Genomic DNA, 19,287 nt, shown 5'->3' on the forward strand with positions numbered 1-19,287 from the left:
ATCCTTAAGTCTTGAAGTCTGTTAGTTCCCGTACATCATCAGGTAGGATTTCAGGAATGGCAATAAATCGCCGTCCAGAACTTTATCCGGGTCATTTACAGTATAATCTGTCCGGTGATCTTTCACCCGGCGATCGTCCAATACGTAACTTCTGATCTGGGAACCCCATTCGATCTTTTTCTTTCCTGCTTCAATTTGCTCACGCGATTCGGCACGTTTGCGCAATTCGATCTCGTATAACTGTGAACGAAGCAACTGCATCGCTTTTTCCTTGTTGGCAAGCTGTGAGCGCGATTCGGAGTTCTCGATAATAATTCCGGAAGGAGCGTGTCGCAAACGCACGGCTGTTTCAACCTTGTTTACGTTCTGTCCGCCGGCACCACCCGAACGGAAGGTTTCAAAGGTAATATCTGCCGGATTCACATAAATCTCGATCGTATCATCTACGGAAGGATACACATATACGGAAGCAAAAGAGGTCATCCGTTTTCCCTGCGAGTTGTAAGGGCTCACACGAACCAAACGGTGAATTCCGTTCTCACCTTTCAGGTAACCGAAAGCAAATTCTCCTTCGATCTCCAGCGTAACGGTTTTGATTCCCGCTACATCGCCTTCCTGGAAGTTCAATTCTTTGACCTTGTAGCCACTCTTTTCAGCCCACATCAGGTACATACGCATCAGCATTCCGGCCCAGTCACACGCTTCCGTACCGCCCGCACCTGCCGTAATTTGCAATACTGCGCTCAATGCATCTTCCTCGCCGGAAAGCATGTTTTTCAACTCTACTTCATCAAGCGTAACCAACAAAGAGGCATACGCTTCATCACATTCGGATTCTTCTGCAGCGCCTTCTTTTACGAAATCCATCAGGACTTCCAGGTCTTCAGCCTGGGATTTTAAGCGTGTATACGATTCGATCCAGAACTTCAGTCCACGAATCTCTTTCATTTGTGCCTCAGCTTTCTTTGGGTCATCCCAAAAGCCCGGGTCCTGCGTTTTCAATTCACTTTCACGCAATTGCATCTGCTTTTCGGGAATTTTCAAATAGCTTGCAATCGCATCGATGCGCTGATTAATTTCTTTGAGTTGGTCACTGTTTACCATATCGCAAAGTTAATTCAAAATTCAAAAGGCAAAATTCAAAAAAGTGAAAAGGTAAAGTGAGAAGTTTAAAAAGAACTGACGGAAATGTGAAAAGTTGGTATTGAAAGCTGTTATGAGAATAGTAGTGGTGAAAATTTTTTCGCCGCTACCTAAAAAAAATTACATTTGCACCGAGAAAAAGACTTTAAAACGAATAACAAGATGAATATTCCGGCAAATTTAAAATACACAAAAGACCACGAATGGGTAAGTGTTGAAGGTGATGTTGCAACAATCGGTATTACTGATTTCGCTCAAGGTGAATTAGGAGATATCGTTTACGTTGAAATTGAAACAGTGGGCGAAACAATGGACCAGGAAGAAGTTTTCGGTTCCGTAGAGGCAGTAAAAACAGTTTCTGACTTGTTTATGCCGGTTTCCGGAGAAATCATTGAGTTTAACGAAGGTTTGGAATCGAACCCTGAGGCAGTAAACAAAGATCCTTACGGAGATGGCTGGATGATCAAAGTAAAATTGAGCAATCCTTCCGAATTGGATAGTTTATTGGATGCAGCAGGTTACCAGGCTTTGGTAGGATAATCCTTATTAAAACATATAGGAATCCTGATCGGTTATGCTGATCAGGATTTTTCTTGTATTAAATTCAGTAGGGGCGAAAAATTTTCGCCCCTACTAGTATGTTTTCGGGGCATGGTTTTTGAATTTTTCGATCCCAACAAATTTTTAATAGTACTTTCACTAAAATATTTATCTGATGAAAATAGCGTTATATATCACAGGACTTTTGATCTTTTTGAATTCCTGTACCATTGTCACTTCTACCAATGCACCCGGAAAACCGGAAAAAGCATTCCCCAAAGCCATGATCGGGAAATACGAACTGATCTACCCGGAAAGTTTCCAGGGAATGATGGAAGGTGCAGACATGAAGACAATCGTGGAGATTAAATCCGATGAGTTGATCATGAACAGCGGGGAAGGCGATTCTCATATGAAACTGAACGATTCCATTTCTGTCAATAAACTGGGAAAACAATTCTACCTGTGCATGGGGAAAGAACCTGCATTGAATGTGTTTAAAGTGATCAAAAAAGGAAAAGATTGGGAACTTCATTCCATGAATGCCAAAGAAGGTGTTACTGCCGAGCAGCTGAAGCCATTCTTCTCACAAGTGACCACCAACACGGATCTGGACGAGGAAACAGGAGAATTGACCGAATCCTATATCGTAACAATCGACGACAGTAAAATTGACAGCTATTACAAAAGTGATGTGATTCACATTGAGCCATTTACACTAAAAAGAACGAAATAAGGAGGTTGACTTCGACTCCGCTCAGTCAACTTTTAGATTTACCTATGCTGGATGCCTGAGAATAAGAAATAAAAAAAGGGGCTGTCCCTATCTTACAGCCCCGATTTATGTGTTTAATCTGCTACGAATTAAACAACCTCATCAATCTCTTCGTCGAGGTAAACAAAGAATGCATATACATCATCTTTCAAAGCCTCGGCTTTCTGAGTTTTCAATTCTTTTTTAAGCGTTAGTTTTTCTACCAAAGCTCTATCACCTTTTAAATCGGCGGTATTTCCCTGGCGTTCGTCTTTACGCAATTCTTTTTTAGCTGCACAAAGCTCTTTTTTCGCTTGTCTACGCTCTAAATTCGCCTGGTGAATTGCAACATTCTGATCGGCTTCTAAGTCTCGTCGGTCAATACGTAAGTATTTTTTATCCCTTTTTAAATCGGCTTTCGCTTTTCGGATTTCTTTTTTACTCATGTGTGACTCGATGACCAAACCTGCCTCTTTGTTTGTTTTGAATGCAGCTTTGTGGAAGGCGATACGGTCGCGGTCGTTTTCAATACGTGACATGGATGCTTTCATGTCTTTGTACTCTTTACGATGCAAGAATCGATTTCCCTGGATTGAACCTTCATCATTCGCAGCAAAGGAAGGCGTTGTCGCTAATAGTCCTGCTACCATCGTCCCGATCATAAACAGGTTCTTTAATTTCATCTTTTCCATGACTATTCATTTTTATGGTTCGATTAACCACAGACAATGGATGTGCCATGAATGGAAAAATTTCCTGAAACGCTTGTGTAGCAAGGAATAGCGAACGATTATTCAAAATGAAAAGAAATGTGAAATTTTTTCAAAATGAAAAAATGCGCTTCGAAATGACATTTTGGCCTCTTCATGTCCTTCCAAAAAAGATGTTAGAATGCTATTTTCCTATCCGAAGTAAAACCGGGAAAGAGATTTCTACTGATTCAAAGTCGGGCAATTCCGGAAGAATCAAATCAATCGGATTCATTTCATGCTGGTTCTTATAATGGTTCACAGATGACCAGGTGTTCAAATAACCAAGCAATTGTTCTCTTCGCCACGTATCGCGGATAACAAATTCCGGATGGGCGATTTCTTCGAAAGGAAACGGGATGGTTTGGTAATTTTCATCAATATACCTGCGTTCCGTATCCCAATAAGCTTCCAGGATTTCAGAAGAAAGTTTGTCAACCAGCCGGATAATTTCGCCGTCATCTACTTCAATATTGCCGTAACCCAGAACCACCAGTAAGCCATCCGGTTTCAAAACCCGTTTTGCCTCTGCGTAGAATTTATCGAAATCGAACCAATGAATAGCCTGGCCTACAGTAATGCAATCAAAGTAAGCATTCGGGAAATCAGTTTGCTCAGCCAATTGTTTCGTATAACGGATCCTCGGATGAGAAAACGCATGTTTCAGTTGATTTTTACTTAAATCTGTTGCCTCCACCTCATCAAACAAATCTACCAGCTTCTCAGCAATTTGCCCGGTTCCGGTTGCACAATCCCAAACACGCTCTTTACCGTTAAGAATGGTTTGAAGGAATGTGAATACTTCATTCGGATAAGATGGCCGATATTGCGCATAAAGCGGGGAATTATGTGAAAAATTGTCTTTCATTTAGTCGCTCTTTGGAATAAAAGATACAACATATCGAAAAACCGGAAAAGAAAAATGAAAGAATTTACCCATTGATTTCAACAGGAAACGCACCAGGACGGACGAGAACAATTTTCTTTATTCTGCTTTTCTTTTTTCCGGTTAAAATGCCGCATCAATTTAAAATAAAGGAAGAGCCCAAAAGAAATTACAAAGAATAACTGAGCCCATACCGGTACTATTTCTACATCCGGTAACAGAAGTGCCCTGAAAAAAAATGCTCCGAGCACTAAAGATGCGTTCTCTAAAGTCCGGATTATCCGGATGTTTTCGGGAAACCAGGAAGCTATCAGAAAACCCAGCGTAAAAAGAAATAAGAGTGATGCCAGCCGTAATTGTTCTTCTGAATGCCTGTTGCCGGGAAACATAAAACCAATCATTAATATAGTCCGGGTAATGACTAACATTACAATCAGTGCAATAAAGTAGGCAAACTTTGCAGCTTTCAAAGATCCTCTATCTAATAACTACTCGTCGCACCTCCCACATTCTCGATCGGGTGCCAGGTCGTTTTCAGTTCCTGCAAATCGGTAATGTAATACGGATTTTCATCTGCTTCCCGGGTGAAGTCTTTTTCATAGATAAATACGCGTTTCACGTTGCAGTCAGCACCGGATTCAATCGCCCATGCATATTCGTTGTTTCCGCCAGCATATACTACCGCATTCACATCCATGTGGCTGTGGAATTGATCTACCAATTCTTTCTCGGTTCCTGTCAGGATGTTTACTACGCCGCCAGTCAGGTCTGAGGTCGCTAAAACCTCTGCAAAAGTGATCGCACACAGGGGCAGGTTCTCCGAAGCCAGGACCACACATGCATTTCCTCCTGCAATAACCGGTAAAATAGTTGAAACCAGGCCGATCAACCCATTGGTCTGCGGAGCGATGATTCCCACCACTCCCATCGGTTCCAAAGCCGAGAAATTAAAATGACTGCTGGCCACCGGGTTCACGGAAGAGAAAACCTGCTGGTACTTGTCGCACCAGCCTGCATAATACACGCAGCGGTCGATTGCAAGTTCTACTTCCTGCTTCGCTTTTGCTTCGGAACTTCCCTGTTTCACCAATTCTTCTACAAACTGAGCTTTGCGTCCTTCCAGCATTTCGGCAATGCGGTACAGGATCTGTCCGCGGTTAAAAGCCGTTTTCTCCGACCAGGAACCAAAAGCTTTTCGCGCAGCTACCACTGCATTCCTGAAATCTTTCCGGGAAGACAGGCACATATTCGCCAAAGGCTGTCCCTTTTGATCCAGCGGAGTGTAATACCTTCCGGATTCCGTGCGCGGGAATTGTCCGCCGATGAAGATTTTGTATGTTTTTAGTATTTCCAAACGTTCCATTCTAATTATCAATGTTTAATTATCAATTATTAAGTAGTTCAACGCTTCGTCCATTTTGAATTTTCTTTGGTCCGCAAACTAATTGTCTTAATAATTCTAAGTAGTTGATTCGCTTCATCGTGAATGGTTAAAAGATGCTCTTTTTCTTCATTCAATAATGCCATTAACAACTCTAACCAATATATACTTTCGTCACATTCTTTTTGACAGATACTTAGTTTATGAATGAAATCTGCTTTACTTTCTGCATTTCTAGCTTCTCTCATATTTGCTCCTACAGATGTAGATGATCTCACCAATTGGTCTGTCAAAATAAACTCTTTATGTCTTTCTTTTATTCGTCTGCAATTCTTTACGGTGCTTAAGGCGAAATCGAAACTTCTTTCTCTGATGTCTTGTTTGTTAGTGATCATTTTTCCCGTTTCTTATTTAATCTACGCAAAAACATCTTCTAAAAAACAAATTATTCTTCAAAAAAATTGAAGCCTGCACCTTGATAATTAATCAATTAATAATTGATAATTATCTTTCTATTTTCAAATAAGCTCCCAATCCCTGCAAGCCGCCTTCTCTTCCGAATCCGCTTTCTTTGTAACCTCCGAAAGGGGAAGTCGGATCGAATTTGTTATAAGTGTTTGCCCAGATCACTCCGGCGCGCAGTTTTGTTGTCAGGTTAAAGATCCGCGATCCTTTATCGGTCCAAACTCCGGCTGCCAGTCCGTATGGTGAATTATTCGCTTTTTGGATCACCTCATCAATGGTGCGGAAAGTCTGGATAGTTAGAACCGGACCGAAAATCTCTTCCTGTGCAATTCTGCTCGACTGCGCTACATCCGTGAATAATGTCGGACGAACGAAATATCCTTTTTTCGGGATCTCGCAGGAGCTTTCGTACATGCTTGCTCCTTCGTCTTTCCCAATTTTGATGTATTTCTGAATCGTTTCCAATTGTTCTTTGGAATTGATCGCTCCGATATCGGTATTTTTATCCAATGGGTCGCCTACATACAACGTATCCAAACGGTCTTTTAGTTTTTGAATGACTTCTTCTGCAACGGATTCCTGTACGAACAAGCGCGAACCCGCACAACACACATGGCCCTGGTTGAAGAAAATCCCGTTCACGATTCCTTCCACAGCCTGGTCGATCGGTGCATCTTCAAAAATAATATTGGCCGATTTCCCGCCGAGTTCCAAGGTCAGTTTCTTTCCTGTTCCCGCAACGGCTTTTTGAATGATTTTCCCAACATGGGTAGAACCTGTAAAGGCAATTTTATTGATATCGGGATGATTGACAATTGCTGCTCCGGTATCACCGTAACCCGTCAAAATATTTACAACACCTGCCGGCAAGCCGCTTTCGTGAATAATTTCTGACAGTAGCATGGCTGTCAAAGGTGTTGTTTCTGCCGGTTTCAAAACAACCGTATTTCCTGCTGCCAAAGCAGGGGCAATTTTCCAGGCTGCCATCAAAAGCGGGAAATTCCACGGGATGATTTGTCCCGCAACACCCAAAGCGCTTACTGTTCTGTTCGGAAACGCGTATTCCAGTTTATCTGCCCAACCGGCATAATAGAAGAAATGGTTGCACGCCAGCGGAACGTCTACATCACGTGATTCGCGAATAGTTTTCCCTGCATCCAGTGTTTCAACAACCGCTAGTTCACGTGCTCTTTCCTGCATCAAACGCGCAATACGGTAAATGTACTTCCCGCGCTCTTTGGCAGACAACTTTGACCAAACGTTTTCGTAAGCCTTACGTGCTGCTTTCACCGCTTTGTCAACATCCGCTTCGTTGGCATACGCTACTTCTGCCAGCACCTGCTCATTTGCAGGGTTAGTCGACTTGAAATATTTTTTCGAAGCCGGAGCAACAAACTTCCCGTCGATATACAGGTCGTAACGCTCTTTCAGTTTCACGTGACTGGTACTTTCCGGGCTTGGACTGTAATCCCATCCGCCGTTGAAATCGAACGTTGTTTTTTCTTTCATCTTTTTTGACATATCCTCCCGTTAATCTATCGAAAAATAATCGGCACTTTGATAATGCCCTGTTTCCTGTTTCACCAATTGCATCAGCACGTCATTTGCCAGAGAACTCGCCCCGAAGCGGAACCATTCGTTATTCAACCAATCGTTTCCCAGGGTTTCTTTCACCATCACCAGGTTATGCAATGCCAGTTTGGAAGAAGAAATACCTCCCGCAGGCTTCATTCCTACTTTTACTCCTGTTTTGCGGTAAAAATCCTTGATGGCACACAACATGGTGTAAGTGACCTGCATGGTTGCGGCGGGCTGAATTTTACCGGTAGATGTTTTGATAAAATCCGCACCGGCATACATGGCAATATCACTTGCTCTGCGCACCTGGTCCAAAGAGGCCAATTCGCCGGTTTCGAAAATTACTTTCAGCCGGGCTTTGCCGCATGCTTCTTTGATGGCTGCAATTTCATCGAACACAAAATTGTAATCTCCGGCCAAAAATTTGCCGCGTGAGATCACCATGTCTATTTCGTCCGCTCCGTTATCGACCGCAAACTGCGTGTCCAGCAATTTGATTTCCCGGGTGGATTGTCCGCTAGGAAATGCCGTTGAAACGGATGCTACTTTAATCCCCGAATCGCCTAGTGCCTTTTTGGCTTCCGCCACCATGGTCGGATAAACGCAAACTGCAGCAACAGTGGGCAATCCTTCCTGCAAATCGTGCAAGTGCTGTGCTTTGTAACACAATTGACGCACTTTCCCCGGAGTATCTTTTCCCTCCAGCGTTGTTAAGTCAATCATATTCAAGACCATTTTCAATCCCTGAACTTTCGATTCGTTCTTGATACTTCGGGTTTGAAAACGGGCAACACGTTCTTCCACGCCTACTTTGTCCACAGAGGGAGAAAGTTTGAAGTCGGGAATATTTTTGAATGTTTTATTTCTATTCATGTATGATGACATGTGATTTAACCAAAGATACAGATAGGAAATTAACTGGCGGTTAAATTCGGGGAAGAAATGGTGCTAAAAGGAATTAGTGATCTGATCCTTTGAAAGAATTACCCGCCATTTACAGGTATTATTTCTTTCCCTCTGATGCACAGATTATTTGAGACGCTTACCGGCCGTCTCTTTTTTCACTTATTTTATTGCATTTTCTTGCTACTTTTAACCAATGGTTACTTCAGAAATTCAGTCTTTTATCCCTGTCGTTTTGAAAGCTTGCGTAGATGCTTCCAAAGCCATTATGGGAGTCTACGAAACAGATTTTGATCCTTCCCTCAAAAATGACGGCAGCCCGGTTACCAAGGCCGACCTGCTATCCAATGCAATCATCAAAAGCGCATTGGAACAAACCGGAATTCCTGTCATCATGGAAGAAATCATCAATTCTCCCTATGAAATCCGGAAAAACTGGGAAACGGTTTGGGTAGTTGACCCATTAGACGGAACAAAAGAGTTTATCAAAAAGAACGGGGAATTTGCCATTTGCGTCGCATTGGTACATCAAAATCAACCGGTCTTAGGCTTCATTACTGCACCGGCTAAAGAAGAAATACTTTTTGGCGGGAAGGAATTCGGCACTTCATTCCTGAGTTTCGACCAGGTTGAACAACAAGAACATTGGAAAACGATCCATCCGAAAACGGAAACAAATACACCGCTGCGAATTTCGGGCAGCAGGTCCCATCATTCCGGGAATGACCTGAAGTTCAACGAATCCATGCGGCAGATTTTCGGGGAAGTGGAATTTACTAAAATGGGAAGCGCCTTAAAGTTTTTCGACCTGGCGTTGGGAAAAGCAGATGTTTACCCGAGATTTGCACCGACTATGGAATGGGATATCGCTGCCGGGCAAGCAATCATTGAAGCATTGGGCGGAAGCGTGGTACATGCAGAAACGGATCAGCCGCTCCGGTATAATAAAGAGAACTTGTACAATCCTTATTTCATTGTGAAAACCAAACCTGTTATTGAGCGATTGACTAAATGAAAATATTCCTGAACATCTTTTTTTCATGTTTGCTGGCTTCCACTGTTCTCGGACAGGAATACCGTGTGTTGCCAATCGAAACATACTTTAAAGATGCTTCTTTTTTCACCGACTCTTCCTTCGCACCCGTTTTCCCGGTAACCGATAACCAGGTGAATTATTACGGCGCAACCAAAGAAAATAAAACCCGGTACTCAAACATCGGTTATTACATCTATCAGCGGGAACTGATCCAGTTTGTCCGGAACAACGGAGCTATTTGGGTTAGTCCGATCCTGGATATTCAAATGGGACGGGAACAAGGCGATACCAACATGCGCCAATACTTAAACGTGCGCGGTGTCCGCCTGGAGGGAAGCATGAAGAACAAGGTCTTCTTCTCCGGCTCTTTTTACGAAAACCAGGCTATTCTGCCTTATTATTTACAGCAATATGTAACAAATCGGGGCGAATTTTATCCGAATAGCGCTGATTCAAGCTATTACCAGGTGAATGCTGTTATTCCGGGAAGCGCACGCACCAAACCTTTCAAAACCAACGGTTTCGATTATGCCTATGCAACGGGAATGGTGCAATGGCAGGTATTGAAAAGCTTATCAGTTTCTGTTGGGAACAATCCTGTTTTTATCGGGAGTGGTTACCGGTCGGTGATTTATTCCGACAATTCATTGCCGACGATGAATTTCCGCATCAATTACTCCCTGGGTAAAAAGTGGAACTTCCAGATGATCCGCATGCAGGGATTGAACATGCTGCGCGTTCCGTATTCCGCAAACGGGGAAGCACTGTATGAACGCAAGGCGCTGAGCATCGGAACGATCTATTTCCAGCCGACCGAACACTTAAGAATAGGATTGGTTGAAGGCGGAACCTGGACACGCGGAGATTCCATTCAGAAACAAGCTGTTGAAGGCGGGTTCTACATTCCCATCCCGGGAGCTGCAACGATCCAGCAAGGAATCAACGGAAAAAGCTATGGGTATCTGGGATTGGACCTGAACTGGCGATTCTGGAAAGTCCTTTTATACGGTCAATACGGAAGAAATCCATATTCCAAATCGAGTGATGTGGGGCAAATCGGGATTCGCTACTGGCCGTTCAAATCTCCGAACTACCTGGTTCACGTGGAATACAACCACACAGCTGCAAATGCTTACCAATCTTCCAATCCACGGATCAATTACAGCAATTTCAACCTTCCGGTCGGGCATCCGATGGGAGCCGGAGTGGACGAAGTTGTTTTGAGGATCCGCGCGGAATGGAACCACTTGTTTATTAGCTCATCGACCAATTATTACATCAATCAATCCGGTAATTACCGGCAATTGCTTCCCGTTTATGAAACAAACCCGGGGGTGAACCAGCAGGTATTTTATGAAAACCTGGAATTGGGATATAATTTCAACCACATTTACGGCCTGGAAATTTTCGGTTCAGCCAAATTGCGCATGGTCAACAATCCTTTACAAAACGCACAATCTTACTGGTTCAACATCGGGATCCGGACCGCTCTTAACAATCATTATTTCGACTTCTGATGCGATACCTGATTCACATAGCAGTTTTATTTATTGTTCTCACGGGGCATTCCCAGGGAACAATAGACCGAATCCGTTATTTGAACCTGAAACCGAATATCGCGGACTCCAGAATGATCCATCATTCGGTGCAGCCGATGATCCGCTATACCGGAGCAAAAACGATTAAAACAGATACACTCGTTTTCGATGGCGATACCTCTATTTTTAATGCTTATTTCAGCCCGAAAGGTTCCAAACGCGGTTTTGCCATTCTTCCGGCAACCGACAGTTATTTCCAATACGACACCGCCATCAGTTATCGTGCAGCAGTTGGTTTTAACTTTGAAAAGACGTGGGGAAAATGGTACAATCGTACCTTGCTGACTTCCGGCTGGAGCTTGCGCGAAGATTACACGCAAACTCACGTTGCCTTTTCTCCTTTACAGGACAGAAGTTCATTCTGGTTCACGGATATCCGCACGCGTTTCGGGTATACGCCCGGCGACATGCTCCACATCAGCGCTGGAATCGACAACCAGTTTTTCGGGGAAGGATACCGCTCATTGATCCAGGGAGACCAGGTTGCCCCCAATCCGTTTGTCCAGTTCCGCGTGAATTTCTGGAATTTAGAATATGGTCTTCTTTACCAGTTCTTACATGATAATAATTACGCAAATAAAACCCGCGACTGGAAATACAATACCACGCATTACCTGAGCATGAACATCGGTCAGAATTTCAATATCATGTTATTGGAATCGGTCATTTTCCAATCGAAAGACAGCACTTACAAACGTGGTTATGAGGTCGAATACCTGAATCCGTTCGTATTTTTCCGCCCACAGGAATATAGTTTGGGATCTACAGATAACGTGTTGCTGGCTTTGCAATCTTCCTATTATTTCTCACAAAAGAAGCACTGTGTGTACTTTCAGCTTCCGCTGGACGAATTTGTGTTGAAAGAGATCACTAAGCGCTCGAAATGGTGGGCGAATAAATACGCGGTGCAATTGGGTATCAAAGGGCGATTCAAACGCTGGTCTTACCAGCTGGAAGGAAATCTGGTCAGGCCCTATACTTTCTCCCATATTTCTTCCGGACAGAACAATGGTTCTCTGGGCTTGCCGCTCGGACATTACCTGGGAAGTAATTTTGCCGAACTGCTTGCAACGGCGCAAATTCCGTTCAAGCATTTTCAATTGACACTTTTCTCTTCCTTTTACCTGAAAGGATACGATGATTCAGCAATCAGTTACGGAGGCGATATTTACAAAAGCTATGTTTCCCATCCGAAGGAATATGGAAATACCATTGGCCAGGGAATTACCCAACGCACTGTTTCGCTGCAGGCAAATGCTTCCACTACTTTAAACAAACTGCAGATGGAACTGTATCTCCAGGCAGGATTGCAATACAGTTGGGGAGAGATGGGAACAAGTGCTACTCCGCTCATTTGCGCGGGAGTTCGCAGCAACCTGTTCAACGAACGCAAAATCCGGTAATAAAAAAGGGCCCTTCGACTATGCTCAGCGACCCTTTCTGTTTCATTTTAGTATACAAGACTTTTAGATCTGGATAGAGCCTACATTTTTTATCTGGCCCTTCGTAACCGTTACGTTTTGTATACTTTCCTGAGATGTTACCACTTCACCTTGTGCTTTCGCTTCAATGTTCAAAGTATATGTTCCGTCGGGAACACCTTTGATCATAAAATATCCGTTGCTGTTAATGAACGTACTTGCATTGTATGAAGCATTACTTAAAGTAATTGCTGCCTGCGAAGCTCCGCTTACCTGTCCCTGCACACCTGTCGACGGATCGACAATCTCTGCAATTACCGGGTTCAGTGTATAACCACCACCCGCTTGTGCAATGGATGAGCCAACGTTGAAATCCAGCAAAATACTTGCCGTTACACCGCTGCTAACCGTACAATGGATCGGAACTTCAACCTGTCCCTGGAAACTGGATCCGAAAGAAAGGTTTACCGTGTTTGAACCATTCGATCCGTTAAACGTTAAACTGTTCTCACCACTAAAAGTCAATTTTAGTTTGGTATATGTTCCCGGTTGAACAGTTGTTGCACTTGCAAGTGTAACCTCTGCCCCATTTGTCAAAGTCATGATGTTAATTTCATGGGAAGATTCATTGATGGTTACCCACCCGGAATTCTGGAGATAAGCTTCGATTTTCACGATTTCCACATTCAGCGCTACGAAATCACCCGGTGAATCGGTCATTCGAACTTCCATTTGTCCCTGAGAGACTTTATTGTCTTTCTTACATGATTGAATAGTGAATCCTGCACAAACAATCATCAACGTAAATACTAGTATCCTTTTCATAATCGTGTATTTTAATCCGGAAATGGGCTAAACGAAGTTTGTGCCAAAGGAATAATTGCAGCCTGCGAATTTGTGCGATTCGTCCGAAAAATAAAGGGGTTTCAGAATGATATAGGAATGGTGCCAAGAAGCGAACCGGTGTGTTTTCCGGTTCAATTTGAAAAGGCCGTTTTCAATTTGAAAAAGGAATTTTCAGGGCAAAAAAAAAGAGGGAGGCTTACCACTTCCTCCCTCAAACTAACACACCTATGACCCGATTTTTGAGAATCCATGTTTGGATCTCATAACCTGATACAGAACAAAGATATCTTTAAAGTTAAATGAAACCTTCAGGAATTAATAAGAGGTAAGAACCAAGTAACATTTGGTTCATTTTAAAGAATACTTGAAATAATTATTATCTAAAATCAATCTAATTTATACCTGTTTTGAAATTTTGAATTCGAGTTGGGTACAACTTGGCAAGTTGATGCTTACATTTGCACCATCTTTAAAAAGAGTAATTATGGGTATTGGCAAAAAAGTGAAGATGTACATGAATTTCACCAAATTCAGACTCTCAGCCCTTGTTATTCTATCGGCACTTTCCGGATATTTATTTGTTGGCGGTCGTGACGGACTGGAAATGACCTACTTAATACTTGGTGGTTTATTGGTAACTGCTGCCTCCAACGGATCCAATCAAATCTGGGAACGCGAACTGGATGTTTTGATGAACCGTACCGGGAAAAGACCGCTTCCCATGGGAGAAATGTCTGTTAACGAAGGATTAATTGTCATCGCACTTTGTTTACTTCCGGGATTGTGGATGCTTTATCAATTGAACCTGGGTTGCATGCTTCTTGGTTTAGCCGCATTTGTCTCTTACGTTTTTATTTATACCCCGATGAAGCGCATTTCTACATGGGCTGTTTTTGTGGGGGCATTTCCCGGAGCACTTCCTCCAATGATCGGAGCTGTTGCCGGATCCGACAGCTTTGGTTTGGTGCCGGGCGTATTGTTTTTCGTGCAATTTGTGTGGCAATTCCCGCATTTCTGGGCCATTGCCTGGGTGGTTTACGATGATTACCAGCAAGCAGGATTTTCCTTACTGCCTTCCAAACAGGGAAGAACCAAAGGATCGGCTTTCCAGATCATGATCTACTCACTGGCATTGATTCCGTTTTCATTATTGCCATGGCTGATGGGCTGGACAAGCGACATTACTTTAATAGTAGCCGGAAGTTTTTCCATCTTATTCTTCCTTCAAGCTTATAAATTATTCCTAAGCCTTACTATTGCCGATGCCCGGAAACTGATGTTTGCATCTTTTATCTGGTTACCGGTTGTTCAATTTTTATATGTGTTCGACAGAAAGCTTCCTGAAATTATGGACGCTTTGTGGCAGCACGGTACTCTTTTTTAAAAACGTATGTCACAAATTGATTACGACAAAGAATTAACTCCCGAGGTTCGGGAGAAAATGAAAAAAAATCTCATCTACGTAGGGATTTTCGGTATCATCATGTTGTTTGCGGGTTTATCCTCCGGATACATTGTAAGCGCAGGAGATACTTTTTGGGTGAAGTATAATTTCCCGCCAGCATTCTATGTTTCAACAGCATTGATCGTACTGAGCAGTATGATTCTCTTTGTGGGCATCAAACTGGCTCAGAAAGGAAATCCGGGCATCCTGAAAACCATTGTTCCTTTAACTTTCATCCTGGGAGTCGGATTTGCTTATTTCCAGTTTAAAGGATATAAGGAATTGTACCAGAACGGGGCATTTTTATCTTCCAAAATCACTGTTTCCGAGGGCCGTTACGGGTCTTATTACGAACTTCAGGTAGATGGAAAATACATGGAGGTAGACGGAAATGATTACCTGATAGCCGGGAAGCTGGTTTCGGAAGAACAGAAAAAACAAATCAGTGCATTCGCAAAGCAGTTTGAACGAATCACTAAAGAAAAGCATCCGAAAATTGCTGATCTGGACAAATACACCATTCTTTACAAACACCAGGCAGTAAGCCTGAAAGATGGAAAATTCTATGTCCAGGATACGGTCGAATTACAACATGTAGACCTGATCCGGCTGGAGGAATTTTCCTGGCATATCCGCGACGGAAGGGGTGATTTTTTCCATTCCGGGAAATATGGAAAAGACTTTAAGATCTATTACAAAAACCAGGAACTGGATTACAAAGACCGGACACTTTATTATAAAGGAGTTCCGCTAAGTGCGCCGCTTCAGCTCAAGATGGATTCCTCTTCGGACACAGCAACATCCTACCTGTATATCCTCACTTTTTTACACCTGTTACATATTTTGGTAACGCTGATTTTTGTTTTAAAGGCTTCAATTCGTTCATTCTCAGGTAAATTAGCAGTTGATAATTTCCTTCCTGTACGCACCCTTGCTATTTTCTGGCATTTTTTAGGCGTATTATGGATTTATTTATTGCTTTTTTTGCTTTTTATTCATTAAACTTGCACAAAAAATTGTAAAATGGCTGGACACGCTACAACACACGTCGACGCAGCAACCGCTTGGGGCGGGAAGACTTCACCGTTTAACGTAAGTTACGGTAAGTTAATGATGTGGTTTTTCTTGGTATCGGATGCATTGACATTCGGTGGATTGTTAGTTGCTTATGGTTATACGCGCCACACTACACAGAGCGCATGGCCGATCGGTGAAGAGACTTTTGACTCCTTGCCTTTCTTAGGTCACGGTTATCCATTGATGTACGTTGCATTGATGACCTTCATTTTGATCGTATCATCCGTAACGATGGTATTGGCGGTTGAAGCCGGTCACCGAATGGACAAAAAAGGTGTTATGAAGTGGATGATCGCTACGATCATCGGTGGTTTCTTCTTCCTGGGTTCTCAGGCTTGGGAGTGGTCTCACTTCATTCACGGTTCTCATTTCGGAAGCGTTGAAATCCTTTCCGGAGAGCACACAGGTTCACGTGCAATCGTAAAAGGTCATTTCGGAGAGTTGGAAAGCTTTACAGTTGTTGAAGCAGGAAGACACCACAAAGTAGGTGATGTGATCAAAGAAACTCCGGACGAATTGTTCCACCATTTCCGCACAGCGGTTATGAACGGACAAGTGAAAGACGGAAAAATCACTTTGCATGACGGTTCAGTTGCTACCTGGAAAAAACACAACGACGAGCACATGGAATTGATCATCAAAACGGATGGAACAGGTCATTCTTTATCAAAAGTGACTAAGATCCACGGAAAAGATGCTGAAGTGAAATACTGGGAGTCTGTTAACTCCGGAAAAAAAGGAGCGATCATTTACGGTGCTGATTTGAAAAGCAACGAGTACGGTCCATCCCAATACGGACAATTCTTCTTCTTCATTACAGGATTCCACGGATTCCACGTATTCTCAGGAGTTGTTATTAATATCTTGATCTTCTTAGGTGTTTCCCGTGGTACTTACCACAAGCGCGGACACTATGAAATGGTTGAGAAAACAGGATTGTACTGGCACTTTGTCGATTTAGTATGGGTGTTCGTATTTACATTCTTCTACTTAGTTTAATTTTTTGAAAGACATAGATCATGGAAAGAGACGATATTATTGAATACTCATTAGATGCTCACCATAGCGAAGAACAAGGAAAGAAGATTCGTCGCAAAATTTGGTTGGTAACGGCGATCCTTACTGTAATTACAGCATTTGAAGTAGCTGTAGGAGCAATGGTTCACCAGGACAACCCAATGTGGTGGATCGTGAAATTGTTGTTCATCGGATTGACATTATTGAAAGCAGGTTACATCGTATTGGTGTTCATGCACCTGGGTGACGAGAAAAAAGTATTGAAGTACTGCATCCTTGTTCCGTATTTTATATTCATTATTTACCTGATTTTCATCGCGCTGACGGAGGCTAACGCAGTCCACACAGCATGGGAAACATACGGAGGATAGTTTTCATTTAATTCATTTTTAGCCAATGGCTAAGTCAAATTCTAAGGCCGGTTCGTTAAGATCAGTGTTCGCACTACTGCTTCTATTCGGACCGGCTCTTATTTTAATATTCATTTCCACCCGGGGTTGTGAACACAAATTCAAGGAGCTGGATGATTACGGGCCCATTCCGGCATTCTCCTTTACGGATGCGAGAGGAAAGGTCTATACCAACAATTCTTTTAAGAACAAGATCGTTATTTATACCACGATCCAGCCTTCCTGCCCGGATTCATGTGGTGTTACTATCTGGCATCTGGACCAATTGATTTACCAGAGACTGCGTGAAAACAAGAAAAGACTGGGTCACGTGAAAATAGTTTCTGTGCTGACAGATGGTATCGGCAACCCGGATAAACGCTTGAAAGACGTGGAATATATGCTGAAAGATCGCGTGGAAGGGTTTGATCCTTCGATCTGGATTATTGTCACCGGCGATGCGAAATCCCTTTACAACATCAAACACAACGGACAAACCCTGTTGCAGGAAGATAAAAAATACTTCGGCGGATTTGGTTTCCAGGAACTGATGCTTCTTTCCGACAAAAGCAATCATTTGAGAATGGTGCTTCCGGGCAAAACAGAAAGTACTATCCGTACCATGCGTGATCACATGGCACTTCTTGAAAAAGAATACGATATCAAAGCATACAAGCTGAAAAAGAAGAAAGAAAAAGCATAACGCTTGACAAAAGCCGGAAAGGAACAAGTGTTAATGCAATTCTGCATAAAGAATTAATTACAGAAAAATGAAACAGATCGTACCTTTCGCGCTGATTCTAATCCTGCTCACTGCCTGTAAAACCGAACCTGAAAAGAAACCGAGGGCTCTTCCCTATTTTGGGAATTACGACATTGTCTTTTCTGAAACGGACGGTGTTGAATCGGCTGATACGGTTTACCCCAAAATCCCGGCATTTTCATACCTGAACCAGGATTCAGTACTTATTACTTCAAAATCCATGAAAGGAAAGGTTTGGATTGCCAACTTCTTCTTCACAAGTTGCCCAAGCATTTGTCCGCCGATGATCTCTCAAATGAAACGGCTGAACGTTCTTACACAGGATCTGGCTTCAGAAGTTCAGTTCATGTCTTTCAGCATTGATCCGAACACGGATAAACCGCACGTATTGAGAAATTACATCAAAAACAACGGGATAAGTACCAAAAACTGGCAGTTCTTTACCGGAGACGAAGCAAAAACGCACCGTTTGGGAGTGATGCATTTCATGGTACACGCCGACAAAGATCCGATGGCCGCAGGCGGTTTCGCGCACAGCGACGGCTTGGTCCTGGTTGACAGGGAAGGATATGTTCGGGGAGTTTACCGTGGAACCCAAACCCAGGATGTAGACAAACTGAACAAAGATTTACGTAAATTATTAGAAATTGAATATGGAATCAACTCAAAGCACTAAAACCGGAATCCGAAAGCTGATCATTGCGCTTTCTATTGTTATCCCGTTAGTTGTAGCAGTTTTATTCAAAGTGAAAATCCAGGGCTATGACTTGCACTTTTTACCTTCCATTTATGCCTGTATCAATGCTGTAACAGCATTTTTACTGATTTTGGCACTGGTAGCCATCAAACAAAAAAGAATCAGCTTACACGAAGGAATCATTAAGGTTTGTATGGCGCTTTCCGTTTTATTCCTCCTGTGTTACATTGCTTATCACATGACGTCTGATCCTACGATTTACGGAGATTTGAACGGAAACGGTGAACTGGATACCTACGAGGCGGCAAATGTGTCTTCTGCCAGTAAAATCACGTATTTCTTCATCCTGATCACACATATTGTTTTAAGTGTGGCGGTTATTCCGATGGTATTGTTTTCCTATTTGTATGCCTGGGAAGGAAAATACGACAAACACCGCAAGTGGACGAAAATTACCTGGCCTTTGTGGTTTTATGTAGCAGCTAGCGGAGTGGTGGTTTATATTATGATTTCTCCTTATTATCCGCATTGATCTGATTGCAAATTTCTAATTAATTGCGAACGCCGAATTGCTAATTATGAATTAATGAAAATCTGAGC

20 protein-coding genes are annotated in these 19,287 nt (G+C 42.8%); 12 read left to right on the plus strand and 8 right to left on the minus strand.

Annotated features, from left to right (window positions below; translation table 11 throughout):
• Positions 1-21: 21 nt before the first annotated feature.
• Positions 22-1,104 (minus strand): peptide chain release factor 2, encoded by a 1,083-nt coding sequence (gene prfB, locus ABDW02_RS11135; RefSeq protein ID WP_343634632.1) that lies wholly within the window; start codon positions 1,102-1,104, stop codon positions 22-24.
• Between the two features lie 201 nt (positions 1,105-1,305).
• Between prfB and gcvH the strand changes: the two genes are divergently transcribed.
• Together gcvH and ABDW02_RS11145 are read left to right on the plus strand one after the other, a co-directional pair.
• Positions 1,306-1,683, plus strand: coding sequence for a glycine cleavage system protein GcvH (gene gcvH / locus ABDW02_RS11140; RefSeq protein ID WP_343634633.1), 378 nt, complete (start codon positions 1,306-1,308; stop codon positions 1,681-1,683).
• Positions 1,684-1,858: 175 nt separating this feature from the next.
• Complete coding sequence (locus ABDW02_RS11145) at positions 1,859-2,419, plus strand: hypothetical protein (RefSeq protein ID WP_343634634.1); 561 nt, start codon at positions 1,859-1,861, stop codon at positions 2,417-2,419.
• Positions 2,420-2,547: 128 nt separating this feature from the next.
• On the opposite strand, the gene ABDW02_RS11150 is transcribed toward ABDW02_RS11145, so the two are convergent.
• From ABDW02_RS11150 to deoC, 6 genes are all read right to left on the minus strand, one after another.
• The gene (locus ABDW02_RS11150) at positions 2,548-3,129 is read right to left on the minus strand and encodes a hypothetical protein (protein WP_343634635.1); all 582 of its coding nucleotides are present in this window, start codon (positions 3,127-3,129) and stop codon (positions 2,548-2,550) included.
• A gap of 202 nt (positions 3,130-3,331) precedes the next feature.
• Entirely contained in the window at positions 3,332-4,054 is a 723-nt protein-coding gene (locus ABDW02_RS11155; RefSeq protein WP_343634636.1) for a class I SAM-dependent methyltransferase, read from the minus strand.
• 499 nt (positions 4,055-4,553) lie between these two features.
• The gene (locus ABDW02_RS11160; protein WP_343634637.1) at positions 4,554-5,435 is read right to left on the minus strand and encodes an aldehyde dehydrogenase family protein; all 882 of its coding nucleotides are present in this window, start codon (positions 5,433-5,435) and stop codon (positions 4,554-4,556) included.
• Positions 5,436-5,473: 38 nt separating this feature from the next.
• The gene (locus tag ABDW02_RS11165) at positions 5,474-5,848 is read right to left on the minus strand and encodes a four helix bundle protein (RefSeq protein ID WP_343634638.1); all 375 of its coding nucleotides are present in this window, start codon (positions 5,846-5,848) and stop codon (positions 5,474-5,476) included.
• 109 nt (positions 5,849-5,957) lie between these two features.
• Positions 5,958-7,427: an aldehyde dehydrogenase family protein gene (locus tag ABDW02_RS11170; protein WP_343634639.1), complete on the minus strand. Its 1,470-nt coding sequence runs from the start codon at positions 7,425-7,427 to the stop codon at positions 5,958-5,960.
• A 21-nt stretch (positions 7,428-7,448) separates the two neighbouring features.
• A complete protein-coding gene (gene deoC / locus ABDW02_RS11175) occupies positions 7,449-8,369 on the minus strand; it encodes a deoxyribose-phosphate aldolase (protein ID WP_343634640.1) in 921 nt (306 codons plus the stop codon).
• A gap of 226 nt (positions 8,370-8,595) precedes the next feature.
• On the opposite strand from deoC, the gene ABDW02_RS11180 reads away from it, so the two are divergent.
• The 3 genes from ABDW02_RS11180 to ABDW02_RS11190 are packed head-to-tail and all read left to right on the plus strand — an operon-like array spanning position 8,596 to position 12,436.
• The gene (locus ABDW02_RS11180; protein ID WP_343634641.1) at positions 8,596-9,414 is read left to right on the plus strand and encodes a 3'(2'),5'-bisphosphate nucleotidase CysQ; all 819 of its coding nucleotides are present in this window, start codon (positions 8,596-8,598) and stop codon (positions 9,412-9,414) included.
• Positions 9,411-10,952: a hypothetical protein gene (locus tag ABDW02_RS11185; RefSeq protein ID WP_343634642.1), complete on the plus strand. Its 1,542-nt coding sequence runs from the start codon at positions 9,411-9,413 to the stop codon at positions 10,950-10,952. The genes ABDW02_RS11180 and ABDW02_RS11185 overlap by 4 nt, the downstream gene beginning before the upstream one ends.
• The gene (locus tag ABDW02_RS11190; RefSeq protein WP_343634643.1) at positions 10,952-12,436 is read left to right on the plus strand and encodes a hypothetical protein; all 1,485 of its coding nucleotides are present in this window, start codon (positions 10,952-10,954) and stop codon (positions 12,434-12,436) included. Before ABDW02_RS11185 ends, ABDW02_RS11190 begins: the two co-directional genes overlap by 1 nt.
• Before the next feature lie 63 nt (positions 12,437-12,499).
• Here the strand turns inward: ABDW02_RS11190 and ABDW02_RS11195 are convergent, their stop codons facing one another.
• Positions 12,500-13,279, minus strand: a complete 780-nt coding sequence (locus tag ABDW02_RS11195) for a DUF4382 domain-containing protein (RefSeq protein ID WP_343634644.1) — start codon at positions 13,277-13,279, stop codon at positions 12,500-12,502.
• A 505-nt stretch (positions 13,280-13,784) separates the two neighbouring features.
• Between ABDW02_RS11195 and cyoE the strand changes: the two genes are divergently transcribed.
• From cyoE to ABDW02_RS11230, 7 genes are all read left to right on the plus strand, one after another.
• Positions 13,785-14,684 (plus strand): heme o synthase, encoded by a 900-nt coding sequence (gene cyoE, locus ABDW02_RS11200; protein ID WP_343634645.1) that lies wholly within the window; start codon positions 13,785-13,787, stop codon positions 14,682-14,684.
• Positions 14,685-14,690: 6 nt separating this feature from the next.
• On the plus strand, positions 14,691-15,746 hold the full coding sequence (locus tag ABDW02_RS11205; RefSeq protein WP_343634646.1) for a hypothetical protein: 1,056 nt from the start codon (positions 14,691-14,693) through the stop codon (positions 15,744-15,746).
• A 21-nt stretch (positions 15,747-15,767) separates the two neighbouring features.
• Positions 15,768-16,820: a cytochrome c oxidase subunit 3 gene (locus tag ABDW02_RS11210; protein ID WP_343634647.1), complete on the plus strand. Its 1,053-nt coding sequence runs from the start codon at positions 15,768-15,770 to the stop codon at positions 16,818-16,820.
• A gap of 20 nt (positions 16,821-16,840) precedes the next feature.
• Positions 16,841-17,209: a cytochrome C oxidase subunit IV family protein gene (locus ABDW02_RS11215; protein ID WP_343634648.1), complete on the plus strand. Its 369-nt coding sequence runs from the start codon at positions 16,841-16,843 to the stop codon at positions 17,207-17,209.
• Positions 17,210-17,234: 25 nt separating this feature from the next.
• Positions 17,235-17,930, plus strand: coding sequence for an SCO family protein (locus ABDW02_RS11220; RefSeq protein WP_343634649.1), 696 nt, complete (start codon positions 17,235-17,237; stop codon positions 17,928-17,930).
• 67 nt (positions 17,931-17,997) lie between these two features.
• Positions 17,998-18,666 (plus strand): SCO family protein, encoded by a 669-nt coding sequence (locus ABDW02_RS11225; protein WP_343634650.1) that lies wholly within the window; start codon positions 17,998-18,000, stop codon positions 18,664-18,666.
• Positions 18,644-19,219 (plus strand): DUF420 domain-containing protein, encoded by a 576-nt coding sequence (locus tag ABDW02_RS11230; protein WP_343634651.1) that lies wholly within the window; start codon positions 18,644-18,646, stop codon positions 19,217-19,219. Before ABDW02_RS11225 ends, ABDW02_RS11230 begins: the two co-directional genes overlap by 23 nt.
• Positions 19,220-19,287 lie beyond the last annotated feature (68 nt).

The sequence above is a fragment of the Fluviicola sp. genome, from assembly GCF_039596395.1.
Classification (GTDB): domain Bacteria; phylum Bacteroidota; class Bacteroidia; order Flavobacteriales_D; family Crocinitomicaceae; genus Fluviicola.